23 protein-coding genes and 4 tRNA genes are annotated in these 23,104 nt (G+C 36.0%); 26 read left to right on the forward strand and 1 reads right to left on the reverse strand.

The window, feature by feature from the left end:
* Positions 1-2: 2 nt before the first annotated feature.
* The 10 genes from EKL99_RS06905 to EKL99_RS06950 all read left to right on the forward strand — a co-directional run bounded on the left by EKL99_RS06905 (position 3) and on the right by EKL99_RS06950 (position 12,419).
* Positions 3-995 (forward strand): glycosyltransferase family 2 protein, encoded by a 993-nt coding sequence (locus tag EKL99_RS06905; protein ID WP_126576639.1) that lies wholly within the window; start codon positions 3-5, stop codon positions 993-995.
* 21 nt (positions 996-1,016) lie between these two features.
* The gene (locus tag EKL99_RS06910; RefSeq protein WP_126576640.1) at positions 1,017-2,135 is read left to right on the forward strand and encodes a glycosyltransferase; all 1,119 of its coding nucleotides are present in this window, start codon (positions 1,017-1,019) and stop codon (positions 2,133-2,135) included.
* 81 nt (positions 2,136-2,216) lie between these two features.
* Positions 2,217-3,296 (forward strand): glycosyltransferase, encoded by a 1,080-nt coding sequence (locus EKL99_RS06915; RefSeq protein ID WP_126576641.1) that lies wholly within the window; start codon positions 2,217-2,219, stop codon positions 3,294-3,296.
* Complete coding sequence (locus EKL99_RS06920; protein WP_126576642.1) at positions 3,293-4,645, forward strand: O-antigen ligase; 1,353 nt, start codon at positions 3,293-3,295, stop codon at positions 4,643-4,645. Before EKL99_RS06915 ends, EKL99_RS06920 begins: the two co-directional genes overlap by 4 nt.
* 184 nt (positions 4,646-4,829) lie before the next feature.
* The gene (locus tag EKL99_RS06925) at positions 4,830-6,224 is read left to right on the forward strand and encodes an exopolysaccharide biosynthesis polyprenyl glycosylphosphotransferase (RefSeq protein WP_126561653.1); all 1,395 of its coding nucleotides are present in this window, start codon (positions 4,830-4,832) and stop codon (positions 6,222-6,224) included.
* 258 nt (positions 6,225-6,482) lie between these two features.
* Positions 6,483-8,441, forward strand: a complete 1,959-nt coding sequence (locus tag EKL99_RS06930) for a putative porin (protein WP_126576643.1) — start codon at positions 6,483-6,485, stop codon at positions 8,439-8,441.
* Positions 8,442-8,649: 208 nt separating this feature from the next.
* Positions 8,650-10,011, forward strand: coding sequence for a pyridoxal-phosphate dependent enzyme (locus tag EKL99_RS06935; RefSeq protein WP_126463118.1), 1,362 nt, complete (start codon positions 8,650-8,652; stop codon positions 10,009-10,011).
* A 218-nt stretch (positions 10,012-10,229) separates the two neighbouring features.
* Complete coding sequence (locus EKL99_RS06940) at positions 10,230-10,712, forward strand: 3'-5' exonuclease (RefSeq protein WP_126451891.1); 483 nt, start codon at positions 10,230-10,232, stop codon at positions 10,710-10,712.
* A 118-nt stretch (positions 10,713-10,830) separates the two neighbouring features.
* A complete protein-coding gene (locus EKL99_RS06945) occupies positions 10,831-12,102 on the forward strand; it encodes a DUF2851 family protein (protein WP_126576644.1) in 1,272 nt (423 codons plus the stop codon).
* Between the two features lie 89 nt (positions 12,103-12,191).
* Positions 12,192-12,419 (forward strand): PspC domain-containing protein, encoded by a 228-nt coding sequence (locus EKL99_RS06950; RefSeq protein WP_126451893.1) that lies wholly within the window; start codon positions 12,192-12,194, stop codon positions 12,417-12,419.
* 73 nt (positions 12,420-12,492) lie between these two features.
* Here EKL99_RS06950 and EKL99_RS06955 read toward each other — a convergent pair whose 3' ends face one another.
* Entirely contained in the window at positions 12,493-13,971 is a 1,479-nt protein-coding gene (locus EKL99_RS06955; protein WP_126554471.1) for an amino acid permease, read from the reverse strand.
* Positions 13,972-14,230: 259 nt separating this feature from the next.
* Here EKL99_RS06955 and EKL99_RS06960 point away from each other — a divergent pair, with 259 nt between their 5' ends.
* The 16 genes from EKL99_RS06960 to rplL all read left to right on the forward strand — a co-directional run bounded on the left by EKL99_RS06960 (position 14,231) and on the right by rplL (position 23,035).
* A complete protein-coding gene (locus EKL99_RS06960; RefSeq protein WP_126576645.1) occupies positions 14,231-15,127 on the forward strand; it encodes a helix-hairpin-helix domain-containing protein in 897 nt (298 codons plus the stop codon).
* Between the two features lie 165 nt (positions 15,128-15,292).
* Entirely contained in the window at positions 15,293-16,462 is a 1,170-nt protein-coding gene (locus EKL99_RS06965) for an acyl-CoA dehydrogenase family protein (protein ID WP_126463122.1), read from the forward strand.
* A gap of 322 nt (positions 16,463-16,784) precedes the next feature.
* Complete coding sequence (gene rpsU, locus EKL99_RS06970; RefSeq protein WP_035670421.1) at positions 16,785-16,979, forward strand: 30S ribosomal protein S21; 195 nt, start codon at positions 16,785-16,787, stop codon at positions 16,977-16,979.
* Between the two features lie 68 nt (positions 16,980-17,047).
* Positions 17,048-17,944 carry a tyrosine-type recombinase/integrase gene (locus tag EKL99_RS06975; protein ID WP_126463124.1) on the forward strand — a complete coding sequence of 299 codons (897 nt, stop codon included), beginning with the start codon at positions 17,048-17,050 and terminating at the stop codon, positions 17,942-17,944.
* A gap of 31 nt (positions 17,945-17,975) precedes the next feature.
* A complete protein-coding gene (hpf, locus tag EKL99_RS06980) occupies positions 17,976-18,278 on the forward strand; it encodes a ribosome hibernation-promoting factor, HPF/YfiA family (protein WP_126455885.1) in 303 nt (100 codons plus the stop codon).
* A 90-nt stretch (positions 18,279-18,368) separates the two neighbouring features.
* Positions 18,369-18,442, forward strand: a tRNA-Thr gene (locus tag EKL99_RS06985).
* Between the two features lie 33 nt (positions 18,443-18,475).
* A tRNA-Tyr gene (locus EKL99_RS06990) sits at positions 18,476-18,556 on the forward strand.
* A gap of 51 nt (positions 18,557-18,607) precedes the next feature.
* Positions 18,608-18,679: transfer RNA gene (locus EKL99_RS06995), tRNA-Thr, on the forward strand.
* Positions 18,680-18,732: 53 nt separating this feature from the next.
* Positions 18,733-19,920 carry an elongation factor Tu gene (gene tuf / locus EKL99_RS07000; RefSeq protein ID WP_126455883.1) on the forward strand — a complete coding sequence of 396 codons (1,188 nt, stop codon included), beginning with the start codon at positions 18,733-18,735 and terminating at the stop codon, positions 19,918-19,920.
* Positions 19,921-19,986: 66 nt separating this feature from the next.
* A tRNA-Trp gene (locus EKL99_RS07005) sits at positions 19,987-20,057 on the forward strand.
* A gap of 17 nt (positions 20,058-20,074) precedes the next feature.
* The gene (gene secE / locus EKL99_RS07010; RefSeq protein WP_126455881.1) at positions 20,075-20,272 is read left to right on the forward strand and encodes a preprotein translocase subunit SecE; all 198 of its coding nucleotides are present in this window, start codon (positions 20,075-20,077) and stop codon (positions 20,270-20,272) included.
* 10 nt (positions 20,273-20,282) lie between these two features.
* A complete protein-coding gene (gene nusG / locus EKL99_RS07015) occupies positions 20,283-20,834 on the forward strand; it encodes a transcription termination/antitermination protein NusG (protein WP_126455879.1) in 552 nt (183 codons plus the stop codon).
* 65 nt (positions 20,835-20,899) lie between these two features.
* Positions 20,900-21,346 carry a 50S ribosomal protein L11 gene (gene rplK, locus EKL99_RS07020; RefSeq protein ID WP_126455877.1) on the forward strand — a complete coding sequence of 149 codons (447 nt, stop codon included), beginning with the start codon at positions 20,900-20,902 and terminating at the stop codon, positions 21,344-21,346.
* Positions 21,347-21,349: 3 nt separating this feature from the next.
* The gene (rplA, locus tag EKL99_RS07025; protein WP_126455876.1) at positions 21,350-22,039 is read left to right on the forward strand and encodes a 50S ribosomal protein L1; all 690 of its coding nucleotides are present in this window, start codon (positions 21,350-21,352) and stop codon (positions 22,037-22,039) included.
* Positions 22,040-22,061: 22 nt separating this feature from the next.
* Positions 22,062-22,574, forward strand: a complete 513-nt coding sequence (gene rplJ / locus EKL99_RS07030; protein ID WP_126455874.1) for a 50S ribosomal protein L10 — start codon at positions 22,062-22,064, stop codon at positions 22,572-22,574.
* 92 nt (positions 22,575-22,666) lie between these two features.
* Positions 22,667-23,035, forward strand: a complete 369-nt coding sequence (gene rplL / locus EKL99_RS07035) for a 50S ribosomal protein L7/L12 (protein ID WP_126455872.1) — start codon at positions 22,667-22,669, stop codon at positions 23,033-23,035.
* Positions 23,036-23,104: the final 69 nt, after the last annotated feature.

Here is a 23,104-nt window from a genome sequence, read left to right on the forward strand (position 1 = left end):
CAATGAAATTTTCATTACTAATTTGTACGTACATGCGTGCCGAAGCTTTATTACAGCTATTAGAGTCTGTGAAAGAGCAAACAAAGTATCCAGATGAAATTATGATCATCGATGGGTCAACTAATCAGGATACATCGGTAATGATAGAGAATAATCGATTTGATCATTTAAAATATTTCGTCGTTCCACCACAACATCGTGGTCTGACTAAGCAACGCAACTACGGAATTGAAAGAGTAGCAGTTGATATAGAAATAATCTGTTTTTTAGACGATGACATTGTTTTGACGGCTACTTATTTTGAAGAACTGTTACAAACGTATAAGGTTTATCCGCAGGCTTTAGGTGTTGGCGGGTACATTATTGATGAAACTAAAACGGAATTTGTTGGTGAAAAGTATCACTCCAAAAGTGATGAATTTTATTTTGATGGATGGAAAAGAAAAGATGGCAGCCGATTCGTGTTAAGAAAAAAATTAGGATTAGACAGTGATTGTCCACCGGGTTATTCTTCCTTATATTCACACGGTCGTAGTGTGGGATTTTTGCCTCCGAGTGGTAAAACGTATGAAGTTGAAATGTTGATGGGAGGTGTTTCCTCTTTCAGAAAAAAGGTGTTTGATACGTTGCATTTTTCTACTTATTTTGAAGGTTATGGATTGTATGAGGATGCCGACTTTTCTTTACGAGTGTCTAAAATAGGGGCATTGTACTTGAGCACTGCTGCAAGATTGTATCATTATCACGATACCGCAGGAAGACCCAATCAATATCAATATGGTAAAATGGTCGTGCGAAATGGTTGGTATGTCTGGAGAACGAAAAATCCTAAGCCAACATTAGAACATCAATTAAAATGGCACACAATTACATTACTTTTGACTGGTATTCGGTTTAGCAATACCTTTACCAGCAGTAGTAAAAAAGAAGCTTTTACAGAGGCAGTAGGCAGAACCGTTGGTTGGTGGAGTTTGTGGATAAGAAAACCAAAATAAGATATAAACAGTATTTTAAATATGAAGTTCGTAATCATTACCCACGTGCCGCATTCGAAAGTGAATAATTTATATTATGCGTACGCTCCCTACGTAAGAGAAATGAATGTTTGGGGCAACCATGTAACACAAGTAGTGATTGTGGCTCCCTTTTTTTCAGGGAAAGCAACAGCCATTGACAGTTCTTACCAGCATCAAAACATACACTTTATTCCTGTTCCAAGTTTTGATTTATTATCGATACAAGCTATTTTACTTACTTTATTTAAACTTCCCGGATTGCTTTGGGTTTTATTTAAAGCCATGAAATCTGCTGATCACATTCATTTACGGTGTCCTGGAAACATAGGGTTGTTGGGTTGTTTTGTTCAAATTTTATTTCCGAATACTCCAAAAACAGCTAAATATGCCGGAAATTGGGATCCTGAATCCAAGCACCCTTGGACCTACGAACTGCAACGATGGATTTTAAGCAACACTTTTTTGACCCGAAACATGCAGGTTTTAGTGTATGGCGAGTGGAAGGGCAGTTCTGGAAATATTAAACCTTTTTTTACGGCTACCTATTCTGAAAAAGATAAATTGGCAGTGGTTCCAAAAGTGTTACAGGGTGTGGTCGATTTTGTTTTTGCAGGTACATTAGTCCATGGGAAGCATCCGCTGTATGCTGTTCAATTGATCGAAAATTTGCATCAAAAAGGGTATTTAGTGCGTTTGCGACTGTATGGGGAAGGAGTAGAACGTAAAGTCTTAGAGGAGTATGTTGCAGCGCATCAGCTCGAGTCCATTGTTTTTTTGAAAGGAAATCAATCCAAAGAAACCCTGCAAAAAGCCTATCAGGACAGTCATTTTGTAGTGTTGCCTTCAGAGAGTGAAGGGTGGCCAAAAGTGATTGCCGAGGGTCAGTTTTGGGGTTGTGTTCCTCTGGCAACCGCTGTTTCATGTGTGCCTTTTATGCTGGATTATGGGAACAGAGGGATTTTGCTGGAAATGGATCTTGAAAAAGATATTTTGCAAATCGAATCGGTTTTGAGTAACCAAAGCCTTTTTGATTACAAACAAACCAGAGGAGCAGAATGGTCCAGGGGCTATACGATGGATTTTTTCGAAGCGGAAATTAAAAAATTACTGGCACGTTGATGCTGAGTTTAACTCGTCTCTTTGAGTGGGTTTGCTACTATTGGGAGTAGATTAATATGTAACATAAGTGATAACAACAACATGAGAATCATTCAAATTATAGATTCACTCGAGGCAGGTGGAGCGGAGCGTATGGCGATCAGTTATGCCAATGCGCTAGCGAAAAAAATTGAATTTGCAGGTTTGATCGTCACCCGAAATGAAGGGCCACTGCTCCATCAAATTGATGCGGATGTTTCTTATTTGTATTTAAATAAAAAACACACTTTCGACTTAAGGTCAGTTTTAAAATTGAAATCATTTGTAAAACAGAATAAAATTACAATCGCACATGCACACGGTACATCATTTTTTACTGCGGTATTACTTAAATTGACGTATCCTAAGATTAAGTTAATTTGGCACGATCATTATGGCGATAGTGAATTTTTATCAAAAAGACCATTGGGTGCTTTACGACTCACCGCTCCATTTTTTAATGGTATTGTTACCGTCAATCAAAAATTAAAATTTTGGGCGGAACAAAAATTGAATTTCAGGAACACCATTTATTTGCCTAATTTTCCATCGGAAGCAAAGAAGAGTAAAGCAGAGACCTTTTTGAAGGGAATTCCCGGAAAGCAGATTGTTTGTTTGGCTAATTTGAGAGCACAAAAAGATCATTTCTTAGTATTGGAAGTCGCCTGTAAACTAAAGATTTCCCATCCTGAGTGGACGTTTCATTTGGTTGGAAAAGATTTTAATGATGCCTATTCCCAGAAAATTAAGAATTTAATCCGTGCTTTTGGTTTAGAAAAAAAGGTGTTCCTTTACGGTACCCAACAAGATGTAGCCCATATTTTGCAGCAAGCGACAATCGGGATCCTAACGTCACAATCTGAGGGACTACCAGTGGCGCTTTTGGAATATGGCTGGCATAAAAAACCGGTAGTAGTCACTGAAGTAGGAGAAATAGCTTCTCTGGTTGTAAATGGCAAAAACGGTTTTCTTGTTGCGGCACAACAGGAGTCTATCTTTTATGAGGCATTGGTTGTATTAATCGATAGTGAGAGGCTGCAACTGGAATTTGGTCGTGCGCTATATCAAACAGTATTGGATCACAATTCAGAAACAGCGGTTATCGCACAGTATTTAAATTGGTTGCAAAATAGTTACAAATGAAAAACGAAGATCGATCCTATCTCTATTTAATTCTTTTCCATGTGGTGGTGGGTGCATTGGGGTATTTGTTGCCTTTTACAGCAAAAATATACGGCTATTCTATTTTTATTTTTGGAATTTATTATATCGTAAAAAAACAAAACAGAAATAACGAAGCACTGATTGCTGCGGCTTATGTGGTAGGGAGCGAAGTCTTTTTGCGAATGACCGGTGGAAATCCACTCTATGAAATTTCCAAATACGGGGTTGTACTCTTTGTTCTTATCGGGATGTATTACAGCGGTTTTTCTAAAGGAGCCATTCCGTATTGGATCTTTCTATTGTTACTAATCCCCGGTGTTATTATTTCGACTTTTGTATTGAATTTTAACACGAATATTCGCAAAGCGATTGCCTTTAACCTTTCGGGTCCCGTTTGTTTGGGACTGGCTTCTTTGTACACCTTTCGGCGAAAGATTGGATTGGATCAGATGAATACAATCCTGCTGAGCATGGGTCTTCCTATTATTAGTTGTGTGGCATATCTGATTTTTTATACACCAGATTTACAGGAAGTCATAACGGGAACCGAATCTAATTTTCAAACTTCTGGAGGGTATGGCCCCAATCAGGTGGCTACGGTTTTAGGACTGGGGATGTTTATTTTTTTTTCCAGAGTAATATTGGATTCTAAAACAAAATTCCAAATTATAATCAACCTGATCCTTGCGTTAAATATCACTTATCGAGGAATCATTACTTTCTCCCGAGGAGGAATGATTACCGGATTCTTGATGATTGTTTTGTTGCTGGCGTTCTTGTATTTTAAATCTAATTTTGGCGGAAGGGCAAAATTGAATTATATTATCGTATTCTTAGTGTTTGCAATGTTTGTCACTTGGACCTTCACCTCCTTTCAGACGGGCGGCCTTATTGACAAGCGCTATGCCAATCAAGATGCCGCAGGAAGGGCTAAAGAGAGCCAGTTTACCGGCAGGGAAGATGTGGCACTAAATGAGATCAATACGTTTTTGAAGAACCCTATTTTTGGTGTAGGAGTTGGAAAAGGAGTGGAAGTACGGGAGGATGAAACGGGGATCAAAGTGTTGTCCCACGACGAAATTACCCGGATGCTGGCCGAGCATGGGTCTTTAGGGATAATAGCATTGCTGATTTTGTTTTTTACACCCTTGGTTTTGTACTTGGAAAACAAGTTCAATATGTTTTTATTGTGTTTTGTTGCCTTCTGGTTTTTAACCATTAATCATGCCGCCATGCGTACCGCCGCACCTGCCTTTGTATACTCGTTGTCCTTACTCAATGTGCAGTTGGGATTGCCCAGAAGAAAGAGTGTTGTAAAAGAAGAGTAGAGAAGAACCATAAAGAAAGTGGTGCGTATTCGTTTCAATATTTTTCATGGTTTTTTTAGGGAATTCGCAGCTCTTAAAAAAATCACTTTGTTAAAAGTGGATGTTCTTAAAAAAAAGAGGTGCTACTATAAGTTTAATTTGGAACAAAAAAATTAAATTTGCACCCGTACCATAAATACCTATCATGTTTTCAGTTGACAAAATGCATTTTGAAATATCAGAACGAAAGATGATTCTTCGACTTTTTGATGTTCTCTTTGTTTTGACGGCTTTATATGCAACTGGAAAGGTATTTGCTTTTGATTATTTTGAAGTTTCAGCTACTAATTATTACTGGACAATCGTTTTGGCAGTTTACCTAAATGTATTTGGAGCTATTTTTGAAATGTATAATCTTCAGGTGGCTAGCAACGAGTTTCAGGTGTTAAAAAGTACTCTTATTACCGTTTCAACAACTGTTTTAGTCTATTTACTGACGCCGTTTTTTTCTCCGGAACTGCCCTCAAACCGCCTTCAAATTCTATTGTTTTTTCTGGTCGTATTCTTATCGTTGTTTTTCTGGAGGATGTTGTATGTAACCTTTTTGGCCTCTAATCGATTTTTTCAGAAAGCAATCTTGATTTGTGATCAGGAGCAGGTACAGGAGTTGATTTTAGGACTTGAAAATATTGATCCGCATTATAAAATAATTGGGTTTGTTAATCTAGATTCCAGTGAACAACAAATGGAAGAATACCATTATGTGCAGCACATCAAAAGAGAGGATTTGTTCTCTTTTGTGAATGAAAACGGAGTTTCTGAAATTGTGATTGCTTCCCAAAAAACGGGAGGTATTACAGCAGATTTGTACCAACAATTGCTTCATTTATTAGAGGCTGGGAATATTATACGGGAATATACACAGGTATATGAAAGTAAAACCCAGCGCATACCAGTGCAGTACATGTCACGGGATTTTTATCGTTTTTTTCCTTTTAGCCGAAGCAATCAGAATAAATTGTATTTGATTGTTATGCGAATATTTGAAATAACCGTTTCCTTGTCTGGACTTGTTGTAGGCGTGTTCTTGTGTCCGCTTATTTTGTTTGGAAATGCAATAGGAAATAAAGGGTCGTTGTTTTATTCACAAGAACGGATAGGCAAAGATGGGGCGGTATTTAAAATTTTAAAGTTCCGGACAATGGTTAAAAATGCCGAATCGAACGGTGCCGTTTTTACCGCTACGAATGACTCCCGAGTGACGCTTTTTGGGAAATTTCTGCGTAAAACCAGAATCGATGAGTTTCCTCAGGTTATCAATATACTAAAAGGAGATATGGCTGTTATAGGTCCGCGTCCCGAGCGTCCTATTTTTGTAAAAGAAATTGCAGAAATAATGCCTTTTTATGAAACCAGACACATCATCAAGCCAGGGCTTACTGGCTGGGCACAGGTCAATTATACGTATGGGGAAACCATTGATGATAGTCTGATCAAGCTGCAGTATGACTTGTATTATATCAAGCACCGCAGCATCTACCTGGATTTGAACATTGCTTTCAAGACCATCACTACGGTGTTGTTTTATAGAGGACAGTAGCTATTATTATTATTATTATTATTAGACAGTTGTTTAATGTATCGTTTTGTAGTGCAAAATGCTACGAAAAAGGAGTGTTTTCTGAAAATTTGTTGCTTGCAGGTCCCTTTAAAACTGTCCCGAAAGAGTAAATTGACAGCGAGTAATTTTCTTGTATAACACATACTTCCGTCAGATGTTTTTTTATTTATAGGTTTTTATCATTTATCTTTGCCGAGTTAAAACTGTATACGTAACCGACTAATTAGATCCTGTCAAATGAGAATATTATTTTTATTTTGTTTTTTAGCAGTGCCCATGCTGCTGTTTTCTCAAAAAAATATTACTAATACAGATACTGCCAGTAAATACCAAAGTGCGTCAGATACGGTCAATAAACAAAAAGAACAAAAAGTGGCTACTGTTGATATGTATCGGTTCATCACTTTAGAACGGGATACCACTTACATTGACACGTCTCTCAATATTCAAAAAGAATACAGCCACAACTATTTGCGAAAAGACATTTTTGGACTTTTACCTTTTGCAAATGATGGACAAACATACAATACCTTACAATACGGTTTGACGGATGTAGTTGTATTTCCCGAATTTGGTTTTAAAGCAAAGCATTTTAATTTTTTGGAGGCAAACCAAATCCGTTACAGCTCTGTAGCAACTCCTGTTACCGAATTATATTTTAAAACAACCGTACAAAAGGGGCAGTCAGTAGATGCCTTTATTACCCTGAACACCTCAAAAAATTTAAATTTTTCGATAGCCTACAGAGGACTACGTTCAGAAGGAGAATACATCAATCAGCTCTCAAGTACAGGAAATTTCAGGTTCACCACCAGTTACAACACTAAAAATAAACGGTATTTTGCTAATGCACATTATACCTATCAAGATATTTTAAATGAAGAAAACGGTGGAATTACGACTATTAATGATTTTGAAAGTGGTGATCCAAACTACGATAACAGACAAAGATTTGAAGTGTATCTTAATGACGCCAAATCATTTCTGAAAGGAAAAAGAATTTTTGTGGATCACAATTTTAGAATTAACACAAAAAAAGGAGACAATAACGCGTATCTCGCGCATCAGTTTAATTACGAAAATAAGTTCTTTGAATACAATCAGGCCACAGTAGCATCTGCCGTAGGAGGGGCAATAGTTGACCGGTTTGGGGACTCTTTTGCAAACAGCGGGATCAATGATCAAACGCGTTACAACAAGATGTACAATAGAATTGGTTTGATTTATGAAAATACAACATTGGGTAAATTTCAGTTTTTTGCTGACGATTTCAGATCTAATTATTATTACAATCAGATCCTAATATTTGATGCGAAAACAGTCCCAAGTTTCTTGAGCCAGAACATTAATAGTGCCGGAGGTCAATATGAATACCGAAAAAACAATTGGAACGGTATTTTTTCTTATTCCAGATCTATTACCAACCAGTCGCTTTCAAATTTAGATGCTAAATTGAAGTATGAGCTCACTGATGAAATTCAATTTGCATTTCAGTATCAAAACATAAACAAACTACCCAATAACAATTACAATCTGCACCAGAGCAGTTACGTGCAGTACAACTGGTCTAATGATTTTAAGAATGAAAAAATAAACACAATAAAAGCTAATGCCATTTCTCCTTGGCTAGATGCAGAATTGCAGTTTTCAGTGTTGAATGATCATTTGTATTTTACCGAAGCATCAACTGCGCAGCAAAAAACAGATAACACACAAATTGTTGCGCCGGCACAATACAATAGCACAATAAATTATGTATCGATCAAAATCAGCAGAGAATTAAAATTTGGAAAATTTGCGTTAGATAATACAGTTTTATATCAAAAAACAGAACAACAAGATGCCATCTTGAACGTGCCTGAAATTGTAACGCGAAATACGTTTTACTACTCGAATTTTTTGTTTAAAAAAGCCTTATTTCTGCAAACAGGGATTTCACTCAATTACTTTTCCAGTTATTATGCCAATGAATACAATCCGGTCATAGGAGAATTTTTTGTGCAAAAAGACAAACAAATCGGCAATCATCCTAACCTTGATTTTTTTATCAATGCAAAAATTCAAAGAACAAGGATCTATTTGAAAGCGGAACATTTTAATTCGGCACTCACTGGCAATGATTTTCATGCCTCCCCCAATAATCCATCGCGTGATTTCACGATCCGATTTGGTTTAATTTGGAACTTCTTTAATTAATAGCTCTTTAAAATTTCAATTTTTTAAGTCATTTTTTTTGGGCGTTTTATCGCGCTATCCGCTATATCTTTCCTTGCTTGGCAGCAAACAAGGAAAGGATGTCGCTATTATCACGAACGCAAAATTCCGTAAACAAGATTAATTTATAACAAAATACTATCTTTGTAGCAGTATTTACAACAAATTACAATCTTAAATTTATTATACAATGCGCTACGCAGAAAATATATTAGGTACCATAGGCAACACCCCATTAGTGAAACTCAATAAAGTAACTGCCGAAGTAGAGGCCTTAGTACTTGCTAAGGTGGAAACGTTCAATCCAGGAAATTCCGTAAAAGACAGAATGGCTGTAAAAATGATTGCAGATGCGGAGGCTGATGGCCGTTTACAGCCAGGCGGAACTATTATTGAAGGAACTTCCGGGAATACAGGAATGGGATTGGCATTAGTCGCCATTATAAAAGGATACAAACTAATTTGTGTAATTTCAGACAAACAGTCCAAAGAAAAAATGGATATTCTTCGTGCCGTAGGCGCTAAAGTTGTGGTGTGTCCTACGGATGTAGAACCTACGGATCCAAGGTCGTATTATTCGGTTTCTAAACGATTGGCCAAAGAAACGCCTAATTCCTGGTATGTGAATCAATACGACAACCCTTCAAACGCTATCGCGCATTACGAGCAAACGGGACCGGAAATTTGGGAGCAAACAAGTGGTAAAATTACTCATTTTGTATCGGGGGTAGGCACTGGAGGAACTATTTCCGGAGTTGGGAAATATTTGAAAGAGAAAAATCCAAACATTAAAATTTGGGGAATCGATACCTATGGTTCTGTATTTAAAAAATACCATGAAACAGGAATTTTTGATGAAAATGAAATCTATTCGTATATCACAGAAGGGATTGGTGAGGACATATTACCCATGAATGTAGACTTTTCTTTGATTGACGGATTTACAAAAGTAACGGATAAAGATGCGGCGGTTTATACCCGTAAAATTGCACTTGAAGAAGGAATATTTGTAGGGAATTCTGCTGGTGCGGCGATCAAAGGATTGTTGCAACTCAAAGAACATTTTAAACCGGAAGATGTAGTTGTGGTTCTTTTTCATGATTCAGGAAGCCGTTATGTAGGTAAAATGTTCAATGACGACTGGATGCGGGAACGCGGTTTTCTAGAAGAAGAAATCACAAAGGCGGAGGATGTAATCAAAGATCATATCGACAAACCATTGATTGTGGTGCGTACCGAAGAATTAGTTTCACACGCCATAGAAAGAATGCGTAAATACAAAATATCTCAAATTCCTGTCATTGATACCACCGGATTTGTAGGTTCTGTTGATGAAAGTGATTTGTTTCAAAGTTACGTAGCCGACAAAAATGTAGCTGATAAACCGATTAAAGATGTAATGGGAAAACCTTTTCCAATAGTGAAACACGGAACTCCTATTGAAGAAGTTTCTCGATTATTCACGAAAGAGAATGAAGCCGTTTTGATTGAATTAGAGAATGGAAATCACCATATTATAACTAAATATGATATTATTGGGTCGATAAAATAAGATTAAAACTGGATTTTATTTCCTAATTATACTCCAACAAGAATCAAAAAACCTGCAAGGTTTTTTGGTTTAATTACTTTGTTGCTGTAAAATTTTTGGAATCTAAAAGTTTGCAAGAACATCTAAAAAAAAGGTAACAAATACATTGAACTTCTATAATTGACAGTATTTTTGTAAATCTGAAATCAAATATCGTTAACCCTAAATCTGAAATCAAATTGACCTTCACCGCTATAGACTTTGAAACAGCAACCGCATACCATCCGTGTTCTGTAGGAATTGTAACCGTAGAAAATGGAATAATTACAGATGAGTTTGTTAGTTTAATCAAACCACCAAATAATTTATATTCTCCTTTTACCATTCAAGTGCATGGGATTTATCCGCGGGATACCATGAATGCTAAGTCATTTGCCCAGGTATATCCTGAAATTAAAAAACGGTTGCAAAACAGGATGGTTGTAGCTCACAATGAAAGTTTTGACCGGAATGTTTTGGCAAAATCAATGGCTCTTTATAATTTAGAGTATGCGGATTTGAATATTGCCTCTCGTTGGGAATGTACCGTAAAAATATACAAAGCCAAAGGATTAAAACCAACTAAATTGAGCGATTGTTGCCGGGAAATGAATATCGCTTTGAATCATCACGAAGCGTTATCTGATGCTCGGGCTTGTGCCAAATTGTATTTGTTGAAATAAAAACATCCTATTTTACTAAAATAGCATTCGGTATTTTAGGGAAATTTCTGATTTTTTTTGTTTTAGATAATTTGCTATTTTTTTTTACTACATTAGTCTTCAATCTAATATTTTCAATATGAAAGAAGATTTCCTCCATTACCTGTGGAAATTCAAGAAATTTGATACTTTGAATTTGAAAACTTTCAATGGAGAGGAAATCACAATTGTTACTGTGGGCCAATATCTTGAACTGGCCGGTCCTGATTTTTTTAATGCACAAATAACGATTGCAAATCAAAAATGGGCAGGAAATGTCGAAATTCATCTTAAATCGTCAGACTGGTATGTGCATCATCATGAACAGGATTCAGGATATGAAAACGTTATTTTACATGTGGTTTGGGAGCATGATACGGAAGTGTTTAGAAGCAATAACAGCGAAATTCCGGTTTTGGAACTCAAAAAATATGTAGATAAGGCCACCCTTGAAAATTACCAATCTTTAATGGCACCCAAATCATGGATTTTTTGCGAAAAGCAAATTAATAAAATTGATGGGTTTGTCTTTAAAAATTGGCAGGAACGTCTGTTTTTTGAACGTCTGGAAAGAAAAGCAAAATCTATATTTGATTTGTTAGAACAAACTAATCACGATTGGGAAGCAGTGTTGTTTTGCCTTTTGGCTAAAAATTTTGGATTAAATACCAATGGAGAACTCTTTTTTAAAATGGCAGTAAACATTCCTTTTTCGGTGCTTAGAAAAGAAAGTTTTGAAATTGAGAATCTGGAAGCATTAATTTTTGGAACCGCAGGGTTATTGGATTGTGATAAGGAGGATACTTATTTCAAAGATTTAAAATTTAGGTATTTTTACTTGATACATAAATACCAATTGGAGCAAGGTGGCCAGGTACCAGTCCAGTTTTTTAAGCATCGCCCGGATAATTTTCCTACGATACGTCTTTCTCAATTGGCGAATTTATACCACAGTCAGGTACATTTATTTTCAAAAATAAGTGTTTTGAATTCATTAAAAAGTAGTTACGACCTGTTTCAGGTTTCGACTTCTGAATATTGGTTGAATCATTACCAATTTGATAAAGAAAGTCCAAAGAAAAGGAAATCGCTTTCAAAATCTTTCATCGATTTGATCGTCATAAATACCATAATTCCGTTACAATTTGCTTTTGCTAAAAGTCAGGGAAAAGAAATTTCAGAGGATTTAATTCGTCTGTTAGAAGAAGTTTCTCCGGAGAAAAATGCCATTATAGATAAATTCAAGTCTTTTGGGGTTCTCGCTGCAAGTGCTTTTGATACCCAATCATTACTGCAATTAAAAATGGAGTATTGCAACGCAGGTAAATGCTTAGAATGTGCCGTGGGAATGGAATTGTTGAAAAAAAATTAATTCAATTATTTTTGGATTTGTTTACTGGAGAATGTTGTAAATTTGTTTTTTAAATATGCGATTGACGAATTTAATACACTAACTGAAAAATGTCAGCAGTAATTAAGCTTAAGTTCTTTTTTGAGAAACACGGTTTTCATGTTTCCTCCCGCTTAGCAGATACCTTAGGAATGCGTGCCAGTAGCGTCCGACTATTTTTTATTTACTTGTCATTTGTTACAGCTGGCTTGTGGTTTGCCGTGTATTTAACTTTGGCTTTTTGGATGCGGTTGAAAGATTTAATTCGTGCAAAACGCACTTCGGTTTTTGATTTGTAAAAAGAGTTAAATAAAAAAAGGGATTCTAAAATAGTTAAACTATTCTAGAATCCCTTTTTTGTATGCTGTAAATTTATTTATCCGGATTGTTTAGTTTACTTTTTTTCTTACCGTAGGCAAAATAGATAGCAACTCCAATAATCATCCAAATGGCAAGTCTTTCCCAACTTTCAATAGGTAATCCAGCCATCAAGATTAGACAGATGATAACTCCTAGAATTGGAAATACTGGTACAAATGGCACTCTAAAACCTCTTACTGCATCGGGATTAGTTTTTCTCATTACAACAACTCCAATACATACAAGAGCAAACGCAAATAATGTTCCTATACTTACCATATGACCTAAGTCTGACACAGGAACAAATCCTGCAAACATGCTAACAAAAACCATGAAAAGTAGGTTTGTTTTGTATGGTGTTCTATTTGTTGCGTGTAATGTACTAAAAAATTTAGGTAATAATCCGTCAATACTCATACTGTAGAAAACCCTACTTTGCCCCATCAACATCACTAACATTACAGAGGTATATCCTGCAATAATCGCAATTGTTAATGCTGAGTTTAAGAATGTATAACCTGTCTTAGCAAACGCTGTAGTGACAGGGCTTGCGTCACCTTTAAAGTTAAGGTAGTTTTCTAAACCAGTTAAAACAAAAGCAAATAGAACATATAAAACGGTACAAATTATGAGCGACCCTAATATACCAATTGGCATACCTTTCTGTGGATCTTTTGCCTCTTGTGCAGCAGTAGAAACAGCGTCAAATCCTATAAATGCAAAAAACACAACTCCTGCACCTCTTAGAATACCACTCCAACCGTAATGACCAAAGTAATCGCTACTAAAGAAATTTAAAAATGTCATCTTTCCTGAGCTTAAAAGGGCTTCGCCTTCATTTACAGGGATAAATGGAGTATGATTCGCTCCGTCAATAAAACCCCATCCGATACCTATGAATACAATAACAACAGTTACTTTTAAAATAACCAAAATATTGTTTAATAAAGCTGATTCTTTTGTACCTCTAATCAATAGTAGAGAAAGGGCACATATAATTAATATGGCGGGTAAATTAATGAATCCTGGTTTCTCATCCCATGGTCCATGGAGTATCTCTTGGGGAATATTGAGTCCATAATTGGCGAGGAATTTATCTACGTATTGAGACCAACTCACTGCTACTGTTGCGGCTCCAAGAGCATATTCAAGCACTAAATCCCATCCAATAATCCAAGCAACAAATTCTCCCATTGTGGCATAAGAATAGGTGTAAGCACTTCCTGCGACTGGGATCATAGAGGCAAATTCAGCGTAGCACAATCCAGCAAAGGCACAGCCTATCCCTGCTAAGACGAAGGATAGCGTTACTGCGGGTCCTGCATTATCTGCGGCTGCGATTCCTGTTAAAGAAAATAATCCTGCTCCGATAATTGCTCCAACTCCTAGCGCTACTAATGAACGTGAAGACAAAGTTCTTTTTAATCCTTTTTCAGATTCTGATGCTTCATTTAGCAATACCGAAAGGGGTTTAGTTTTCCAAATTGACATGGGTTATATGGTTTTGTTTGTTATTAAGCTCCAAATGTATTGTTTTTTATAAAAAATAAAAACAATAATTGAATTTTAAGTTGTAAAAAATGATTTGTCGTCTTTTTTAATATTGATTCCCGGTGAAATTATTTTGTCAAATAGGCTTGTAGCGGGTATTAATTTGTTTTTGAAAAAAAATCTACAGAAAGCGAACGGTCTTGATTTAATTTATAAATTTAGAATTATTTTTAATGCTAGCAAATCGATACGTACCCCCATGAGTTTTAAAACGATTCTAACTTATTTTAAGTTCACTAAGGAGCAACGAACCGGTATTTTCTTTTTGTTTGTAATTAGTGTAGTCCTGCAGCTGGTTTATTTTTTTGTTGATTTTAGAGCGGTATCTAAAGTGTATCCTGAAAAACAAAAATGGCTTTCTCTTCAAACTACAATGGATTCCCTTACTATGGAAGCTGCAAATAAAAAGCCCAATGTGTATCTTTTTAATCCCAATTTTATCACAGATTATAAAGGATATAGATTAGGAATGTCTCTTCAGGAAATTGATCGTTTGCTCGCTTATAGAAAACAAAACAAATATGTAAATTCTCCTGAGGAGTTTCAGAACGTGACTAAAGTTTCAGACTCATTGTTAAATGTGCTAGCGCCTTATTTTAAATTCCCGGATTGGGTGCTTGCTAAAAAACAGAAAACTAAATTTATTACATATAAAAAATATTCAAATCCAGCTTTCGCCAAAAAAGAAAAAATCCTAGTCATTGATATCAATAGGGCAACAAAAGAAGATTTGGTAAAAATTTATGGAATAGGTGAGGCCATTTCTATTCGCATTTTAAAACAAAAAGAAACGTTGGGCGGATTTGTTTCTATGGATCAAATGCAGGATATTTGGGGGTTGTCACCAGAAGTAATTGAGAATTTGAATACTCATTTTGAAGTTTTGGCGCTGCCTCAATTTAAAAAAATCAAGGTCAATACCGCTTCTTTAAAGGAGCTTTCTCAGTTTTATTATTTTAGGTATGCACTGGCCAGAGAAATTATAACTTATAGAAGCATGAAGGGGGATTTTAATAATATTGAGGATTTAATAAAAATTAAGGGATTTCCTGTTGATAAAGCAAAAATAATTGACTTATATTTGGACTTTAATTAGAAGTGTCAGATTTTAAGCCCCGGACAAGAGAATTGTATTGCCTTTTAAAATAGAGGTGTTACTTTTTTATTAGCGGATTATTTTTAATCGTTTAAAAACGAAATTTGAAATAGTACTGCTTTATTATGCTTCAATTAATACTATTTGTTAAGAAAAATATACTATATGAATTCAATTTATTTTACGGAAGAACACCATGCATTTAGAGAAAGTTTAAAAGATTTTCTGCAGAAAGAAGTTGTTCCGCATATCGAAAAGTGGGAAAAAACGGGTACAATAGAACGTTTTATTTGGGAAAAATTTGGCGAGATGGGGTACTTTGGTATTGCCTACCCAGAGGCTTATGGCGGTCTGAATCTCGATTTATTTTATACTGTTATTTTTCTCGAAGAATTGCAAAAAATTAAGTCATCAGGTTTTGCTGCTGCCATGTGGGCTCATGGGTATTTAGCGATGACCCATTTGAATGCTGAGGGTGACGAAAGGATAAAGCAAGATTACTTAGTGCCAAGTATCGCTGGAAAGAAAATAGGAGCTTTATGTATTTCAGAGCCTTTTGGGGGTAGTGATGTTGCGGGGATGCGCACTAATGCCGTAAAAAAAGGAGATAAATATATTATTAATGGTTCCAAAACATTTATTACAAACGGTGTTTATGCAGACTATTATATTGTTGCAGCAAAAACTAATCCTGAACTTGGAAACAAAGGGATTAGCATCTTTTTGATGGATACTGGTTTAAAAGGGATATCGGCTGTCAAACTAGATAAATTAGGTTGGAGAGCATCTGATACTGCTGAAATTGCCTTTGACAACGTAGAGATCCCAGCAGAAAACTTAATGGGTGAAGAGGGGAAAGGATTTCCTTACATCATGCAGCATTTTGCTTTGGAGCGTTTAATCATGGCGATAAATGCACATGCTAGAGCTGAATATGCAATAGATTATACAATAGATTATATGTCGCATAGAGAGGCATTTGGAAAAAAAATAAGTAAGTTTCAAGCACTAAGACATACGCTTGTTGAGCATGCAACAGAGGTAGAACACTGTAAGGTGTTTAACTATGCTGCTGTCGCTCGTTTAGACAAAGGGGAATACGTCGTAAAAGAGTCCACTATGGCTAAGCTGAAATCTACAAAAGTTGCAGATGATACTATTTATAGTTGTTTACAAATGTTAGGTGGTTATGGGTATATGGAGGAGTATCCATTGGCACGTTTGTTTAGGGACAGTCGTTTAGGGCCAATAGGCGGAGGAACTTCAGAAATTCTTAAAGAGATTTTAGGAAAATTAATTATTGATAATCAAAATTATGTGCCAGCGGTAAAGTAGTTTAGACTTTGATTAGGTAGTTTCTGGAGCGAATAAGTTTTGCTTAACGGGATGCTTTAGATTCAATAAAGTAAGTATTTTATAAAAAAAAGAGTCAATACACAAATTGACTCTTCTTTTTATGTCAAGGATAGTACTGCGAATTTTACCCCGATACCTCGCAATGAATAAGATTATAGCGAATAGCTGGCAGCACATGATAGCCTATTCGTGAAACGGAATTTATTTTTTGCAAGCATGCTCAAATAAATTCATAATTAATGACTTCCAATTCAAAATAATGTTTACTTTTGCACACTTAAAGAAAGGGGGTGTCTATATTATGTTAATTATACCAATTAAAGACGGAGAAAATATCGATAGAGCATTAAAACGCTACAAAAGAAAATTTGATAAAACAGGAACTGTTCGTCAACTAAGAGCACGTACTGCTTTTATTAAGCCTTCAGTTACAAATAGAATCAAAATTCAAAAAGCGGCTTATATCCAAAATATGAGAGATAACTTAGAGAGTTAGTCAATATCTATTAAATAAAATACCGTTAGTCATCAAAATTGTATAACTTTGATGCTAACGGTTTTTTTATGACTACTAATAAAGACGCTTTTCGGGATTATCTACAGTTGGAGAAAAAATATTCTCCTCATACCCTAACGGCATATTGTGCGGATATTGCTTCTTTTGAATCATTCAACAAAATTCACTTTGAGGAGCAAGGCATAGAGCAGGCAGGGTATAGTCAAATCAGGAGTTGGATTGTAGTACTTGTGGATGATGGGGTCTCGAATGGTTCTGTTAATAGAAAAATAGCGTCTTTAAAAGCATTTTACAAATTCCTGTTGAAAACAAAGCAGATTCGGGTTAGTCCATTGTCAGGGCATAAAGCATTGAAGGCTTCGAGGGTTTTGCAGGTTCCTTTTTCTGAAAAGGAAGTTTTGAATGTTTTAGATCAAATGCAAAATACAATTGGATTTGAAGAAGTGAGGAATAAACTCATAATCGATTTGTTGTATACTACCGGAATGCGACGCGCAGAGCTGATTCAGCTTCAAATAGCAAATATTGACTTATCCAATAGTACAATTAAAGTATTGGGCAAGCGAAGTAAAGAACGAATCCTTCCTGTTTTGCCGGTACTGGCGGCTCAGTTTTGTTTGTACCTAAAGGAAAGAGCTTTGTTGGCAATAGTCGCTGATAATGCTTATTTTTTTCTCACAAAAAAAGGATTAAAATTAAATGATTCTTTTGTGTATCGGCTAATAAATTCTTACTTTAGTGGTGTGTCTGAGAAAGTAAAAAAAAGTCCACATATCCTGCGGCATACTTTTGCAACACATCTATTAAATAATGGTGCGGATTTAAATTCAGTAAAGGAATTGTTAGGGCATTCTAGTTTGGCTTCAACTCAAATTTATACCCATAGCAGTTTGTCAGAAATTAAAAATATTTATAAAGAGGCGCATCCTCGAGGACGTAAATGATTCGTAAAATGTTTAACTAAAAAAAATGATTATGAAGGTAAGTGTTCATGCAGTTAACTTTACTGTTGACAAAAAGCTAGTAGATTTTGTTCAAGAAAGAATGGACAAGTTAGAAAAATATTATGACAAGGTGGTGTCCGCCGATGTTTTTTTGAAAGTGGAGAAGACTAGTGATAAAGAAAATAAAATTGCTGAGGTAAAAATGAATGTTCCTGGGGATGATTTTTTAGTTAAAAAGCAATGTAAAACTTTTGAAGAAGCCTTAGAACTTTCTGCTGAATCTTTAGAACGATTATTGGTAAAAAGGAAAGAAAAAATAAGTTCGCATATTTAATATGATTTTTTTTTAAAAAAAGTTTTGATTGAGAGATAAAATCTATACATTTGCAGTCCGTTAGAAATAGCGGACTTTTTTTATTGATTCGCCAGCGTAGCTCAGTTGGCTAGAGCAGCTGATTTGTAATCAGCAGGTCGTGGGTTCGAGTCCCTCCGCCGGCTCAAGACTGTAAAGGTCTGGCAATATAAAAAGTAGGGGAGATACTCAAGCGGCCAACGAGGGCAGACTGTAAATCTGCTGTGTAAACTTCGCAGGTTCGAATCCTGCTCTCCCCACGATGAAAGTTTTAAATTAATTTAAAATGCAACATTTAAAATTAATTCTCTGCCGGTGTAGCTCAGGGGTAGAGTGCTTCCTTGGTAAGGAAGAGGTCTCGGGTTCAATTCCCGACATTGGCTCAAGTAAGTAGGAAATAGAAATTAATATATAACAAGATTTAAAATTAAGTAAAATGGCAAAGGAAAATTTTAACCGTAACAAGCCCCATTTAAACATTGGAACAATTGGGCATGTGGATCACGGAAAAACGACATTAACTGCGGCAATTACAAAAGTATTGTCTGATGCAGGGTATTGTCAAGCAAAATCATTTGATCAAATTGATAATGCTCCAGAAGAAAAAGAAAGAGGTATTACAATTAATACATCTCACGTTGAGTATGAAACTGCTAATCGTCACTACGCTCACGTTGACTGTCCAGGTCACGCGGATTACGTAAAGAACATGGTTACAGGTGCTGCTCAAATGGATGGTGCTATTCTTGTTGTAGCTGCTACTGATGGGCCAATGCCACAAACACGTGAGCATATCCTTTTAGGTCGCCAGGTAGGTATTCCTAGAATGGTTGTATTCATGAATAAAGTGGATATGGTTGATGATGAGGAATTACTTGAATTAGTTGAGATGGAAATCAGAGACTTGTTATCTTTCTATGAATATGATGGAGATAATGGTCCTGTTGTTCAGGGTTCAGCTTTAGGTGGATTGAATAATGATCCAGCTTGGGTACCAAAAATTCTTGAATTGATGGCAGCTGTAGATTCTTGGATCGAAGAGCCGGTAAGAGATGTTGCAAAACCTTTCTTGATGCCTGTTGAAGATGTGTTCTCAATCACTGGTCGTGGAACTGTTGCTACAGGTCGTATCGAAACAGGTGTTGCTAATACAGGAGATCCAGTTGAAATCATTGGTATGGGAGCTGAAAAATTGACTTCTACTATTACAGGAGTTGAGATGTTCCGTAAAATCCTTGATAGAGGTGAAGCTGGAGACAACGTAGGTATTCTTTTAAGAGGTATTCAAAAAGAAGACATCAAAAGAGGAATGGTTATCTGTAAGCCAGGTTCAGTTAAACCACATGCTACTTTTAAAGCTGAGGTTTATATCTTGAAAAAAGAAGAAGGTGGTCGTCACACACCATTTCACAATAACTACCGTCCACAGTTTTATGTACGTACAACGGATGTAACAGGGATCATTACTTTGCCTACAGGTGTAGAAATGGTTATGCCTGGGGATAACTTAACTATTGATGTTGTGTTGCTTAGTGCAATTGCATTAAGTGTTGGTTTACGTTTTGCTATCCGTGAAGGTGGTAGAACTGTAGGTGCAGGTCAGGTAACTGAAATTGTAGCATAATCCAAATAGGATAAAAAAGTATAAAGCCAGTAACTCCGTAAAGTTGTTACTGGCTTTTATTAACGAACGGGCGTAGTTCAAGGGTAGAATAGCGGTCTCCAAAACCGTTGATGGGGGTTCGAATCCCTCCGCCCGTGCAAAAAAATAAATCATAATGACAAAAGTTGTTAATTACATATCAGAGGCATTTGAGGAATTAAAGTCAAATGTAACTTGGCCGGTTTGGGCTGAGGTTCAGCGTCTAACGATTGTTGTGGCTGTTTTTTCAGTATTATTCGCTTTGGCAACTTGGGGAGTAGATGAAATTTTCGCAAAAGCTTTGGCTGGTTTTTTTAACTGGATAAAAGCATAATTTTTTTGTTATGGCAGATAATAATATTAAAAAGTGGTATGTCGTTAGGGCGGTAAGTGGTCAAGAAAATAAAGTGAAAGCTTATATCGAAACCGAAATCGCACGACTTGGGATGGGTGATTATGTGTCACAGGTTTTGGTTCCTACTGAAAAAGTAGTTACTGTAAAAGAGGGAAAAAAGATAATTAAAGATAAGGTTTATTTTCCAGGATACGTCATGATAGAGGCTAATCTGATTGGTGAAATACCTCATATTATTAAATCAATAACAAGTGTTATTGGTTTTTTAGGAGAGATTAAAGGAGGGGAACCTGTTCCTTTGAGAATTTCCGAAGTGAATCGAATGTTAGGTAAAGTAGATGAATTAGCGGTTAATACCGATACACGTTCTATTCCTTTCAATATTGGTGAGACGATTAAGGTTGTTGATGGTCCTTTTAATGGTTTTAACGGAACTGTGGAGAAAATTAATGAAGAAAAGCGTAAACTGGAAGTAATGGTGAAAATTTTCGGAAGAAAAACACCATTAGAATTGAGTTTTATGCAAGTTGAAAAAGTATAATTTTGTTACATCTATAATATCCATTGCAATCGCTTCCAAAGATTGTAGTGTTAAATTTTTAAAAAATGGCTAAAGAAATTAGTAAAGTAGTTAAACTACAAGTTAAGGGAGGTGCTGCGAATCCATCGCCACCGGTTGGACCTGCTTTAGGTGCTGCTGGTGTTAATATCATGGAGTTCTGTAAGCAATTTAATGCAAGAACTCAAGATAAAGCCGGCAAAGTTTGCCCTGTGCAAATTACAGTGTATAAAGACAAATCTTTTGATTTTGTTGTAAAAACACCACCTGCTGCTGTCCAATTATTGGAAGCTGCAAAGCTAAAATCTGGTTCAGGTGAACCTAATCGTAAAAAAGTAGCTAACGTTACTTGGGACGTAATTAGAACAATCGCCGAAGATAAAATGGTGGATTTGAATGCATTTACTATCGAATCTGCTATGAGCATGATCGCAGGAACGGCTAGATCTATGGGTATAACTGTAACTGGAGATTCTCCTCTAAAACAAGGGTAAGACATGGCAAAATTGACAAAAAAGCAAAAAGAGGCTGCTTCAAAAATTGAAAAGAACAAATTATATTCTCTTAAAGATGCTGCGGCATTAATAAAAGTTGTTGCTTCTGCAAAATTTGATGAGTCTATTGATATCGCAGTTCGTTTGGGTGTAGATCCAAGAAAAGCGAATCAAATGGTAAGAGGTGTAGTAACATTGCCTCATGGTACTGGTAAAGATGTTAAAGTATTAGCATTGGTTACTCCGGACAAAGAAGCGGAAGCTTTGGCAGCTGGTGCTGACTATGTAGGTCTTGATGACTATTTACAAAAGATAAAAGACGGTTGGACAGATGTTGATGTAATTATCACAATGCCTTCTGTTATGGGTAAATTAGGTCCATTAGGTCGTATTTTAGGACCTAGAGGTTTAATGCCTAACCCTAAAACAGGTACTGTAACTATGGATGTTGCAAAAGCTGTTCAAGAGGTAAAAGCTGGTAAAATTGACTTTAAAGTTGACAAAACTGGTATAGTGCATGCAGGAATTGGTAAAGTCTCTTTTGGAGCTGAACAAATTGTTGACAATGCTCACGAAATTATTCAAACATTAATCAAACTTAAACCAACTGCGGCTAAAGGAACTTACATCAAAAGTATTTACCTAACTAGCACTATGAGTCCTGCAATTGCATTGGATCCTAAGGCAGTATAATTGGTAGTTAAAAATTTTTAGTATGACTAGAGAAGAAAAATCAATCGCGATTGAAGTTTTAACTGCACAGTTAGCTGGTACAAATATTATTTATGTATCTGATATTTCTGGAATGAATGCAGAAGCAACTACGAACTTAAGAAGAGCTTGTTATAAAGCAGGTATAAAATTAGAAGTAGTTAAAAATACATTGCTTGCAAAAGCAATGGAAGCATCAGCTAATGATTATGGAGATTTACCTTCAGTTTTGACTGGTAATAGTGCTATATTCATTTCTGAGATAGCAAACGCTCCGGGTAAGATAATAAAAGATTTCAGAAAAAAATCAGCTAAACCGGTATTAAAGGGAGCTTATATCAACTCTGAAATTTATATTGGAGACGATCAATTAGATGCATTAGCAACTATTAAATCTAAAGAAGAGCTTATCGGCGAACTTATTGGATTATTGCAGTCACCAGCACAAAGAGTTATTTCTGCTCTTCAAAACCAATTTGCCAAAAGCGAAGAGGCTACAGAGGAAGTGGAGGCATAATGAAAGAAGAGTTTTACTCTAATTTTATTACATAAAACGCGCACAATAAATAAATTATATTTTTTACAAATCATTTTAAAACGATAGAAAAAATGGCAGATTTGAAACAATTCGCAGAACAATTGGTTAACCTAACGGTAAAAGAAGTTAACGAATTAGCAACAATATTAAAAGATGAGTACGGAATCGAACCAGCTGCTGCAGCTGTAGTAGTTTCAGGTGGTGGCGAAGCTGCTGCTGAAGATGTTCAAACAGAATTTACAGTGGTTTTGAAAGCAGCAGGTGCTTCTAAATTAGCAGTTGTAAAATTAGTTAAAGAACTTACTGGTTTAGGTTTGAAAGAAGCTAAAGATGTAGTAGACAGCGCACCAAGCAATGTTAAAGAAGGTGTAACTAAAGATGAAGCAGAAGCGCTTAAAAAATCTTTGGAAGAAGCTGGAGCTGAGGTTGAACTTAAATAGTTCACTCTAGTTTTGAAAATAAGGTTTAGGTCTTGGAGTCATCCAAAGACCTAAACCATTTTTCGTATA

The sequence above is a fragment of the Flavobacterium sp. ZB4P23 genome (genome assembly GCF_003970375.1).
In the GTDB taxonomy this organism is placed as follows: Bacteria; Bacteroidota; Bacteroidia; order Flavobacteriales; family Flavobacteriaceae; genus Flavobacterium.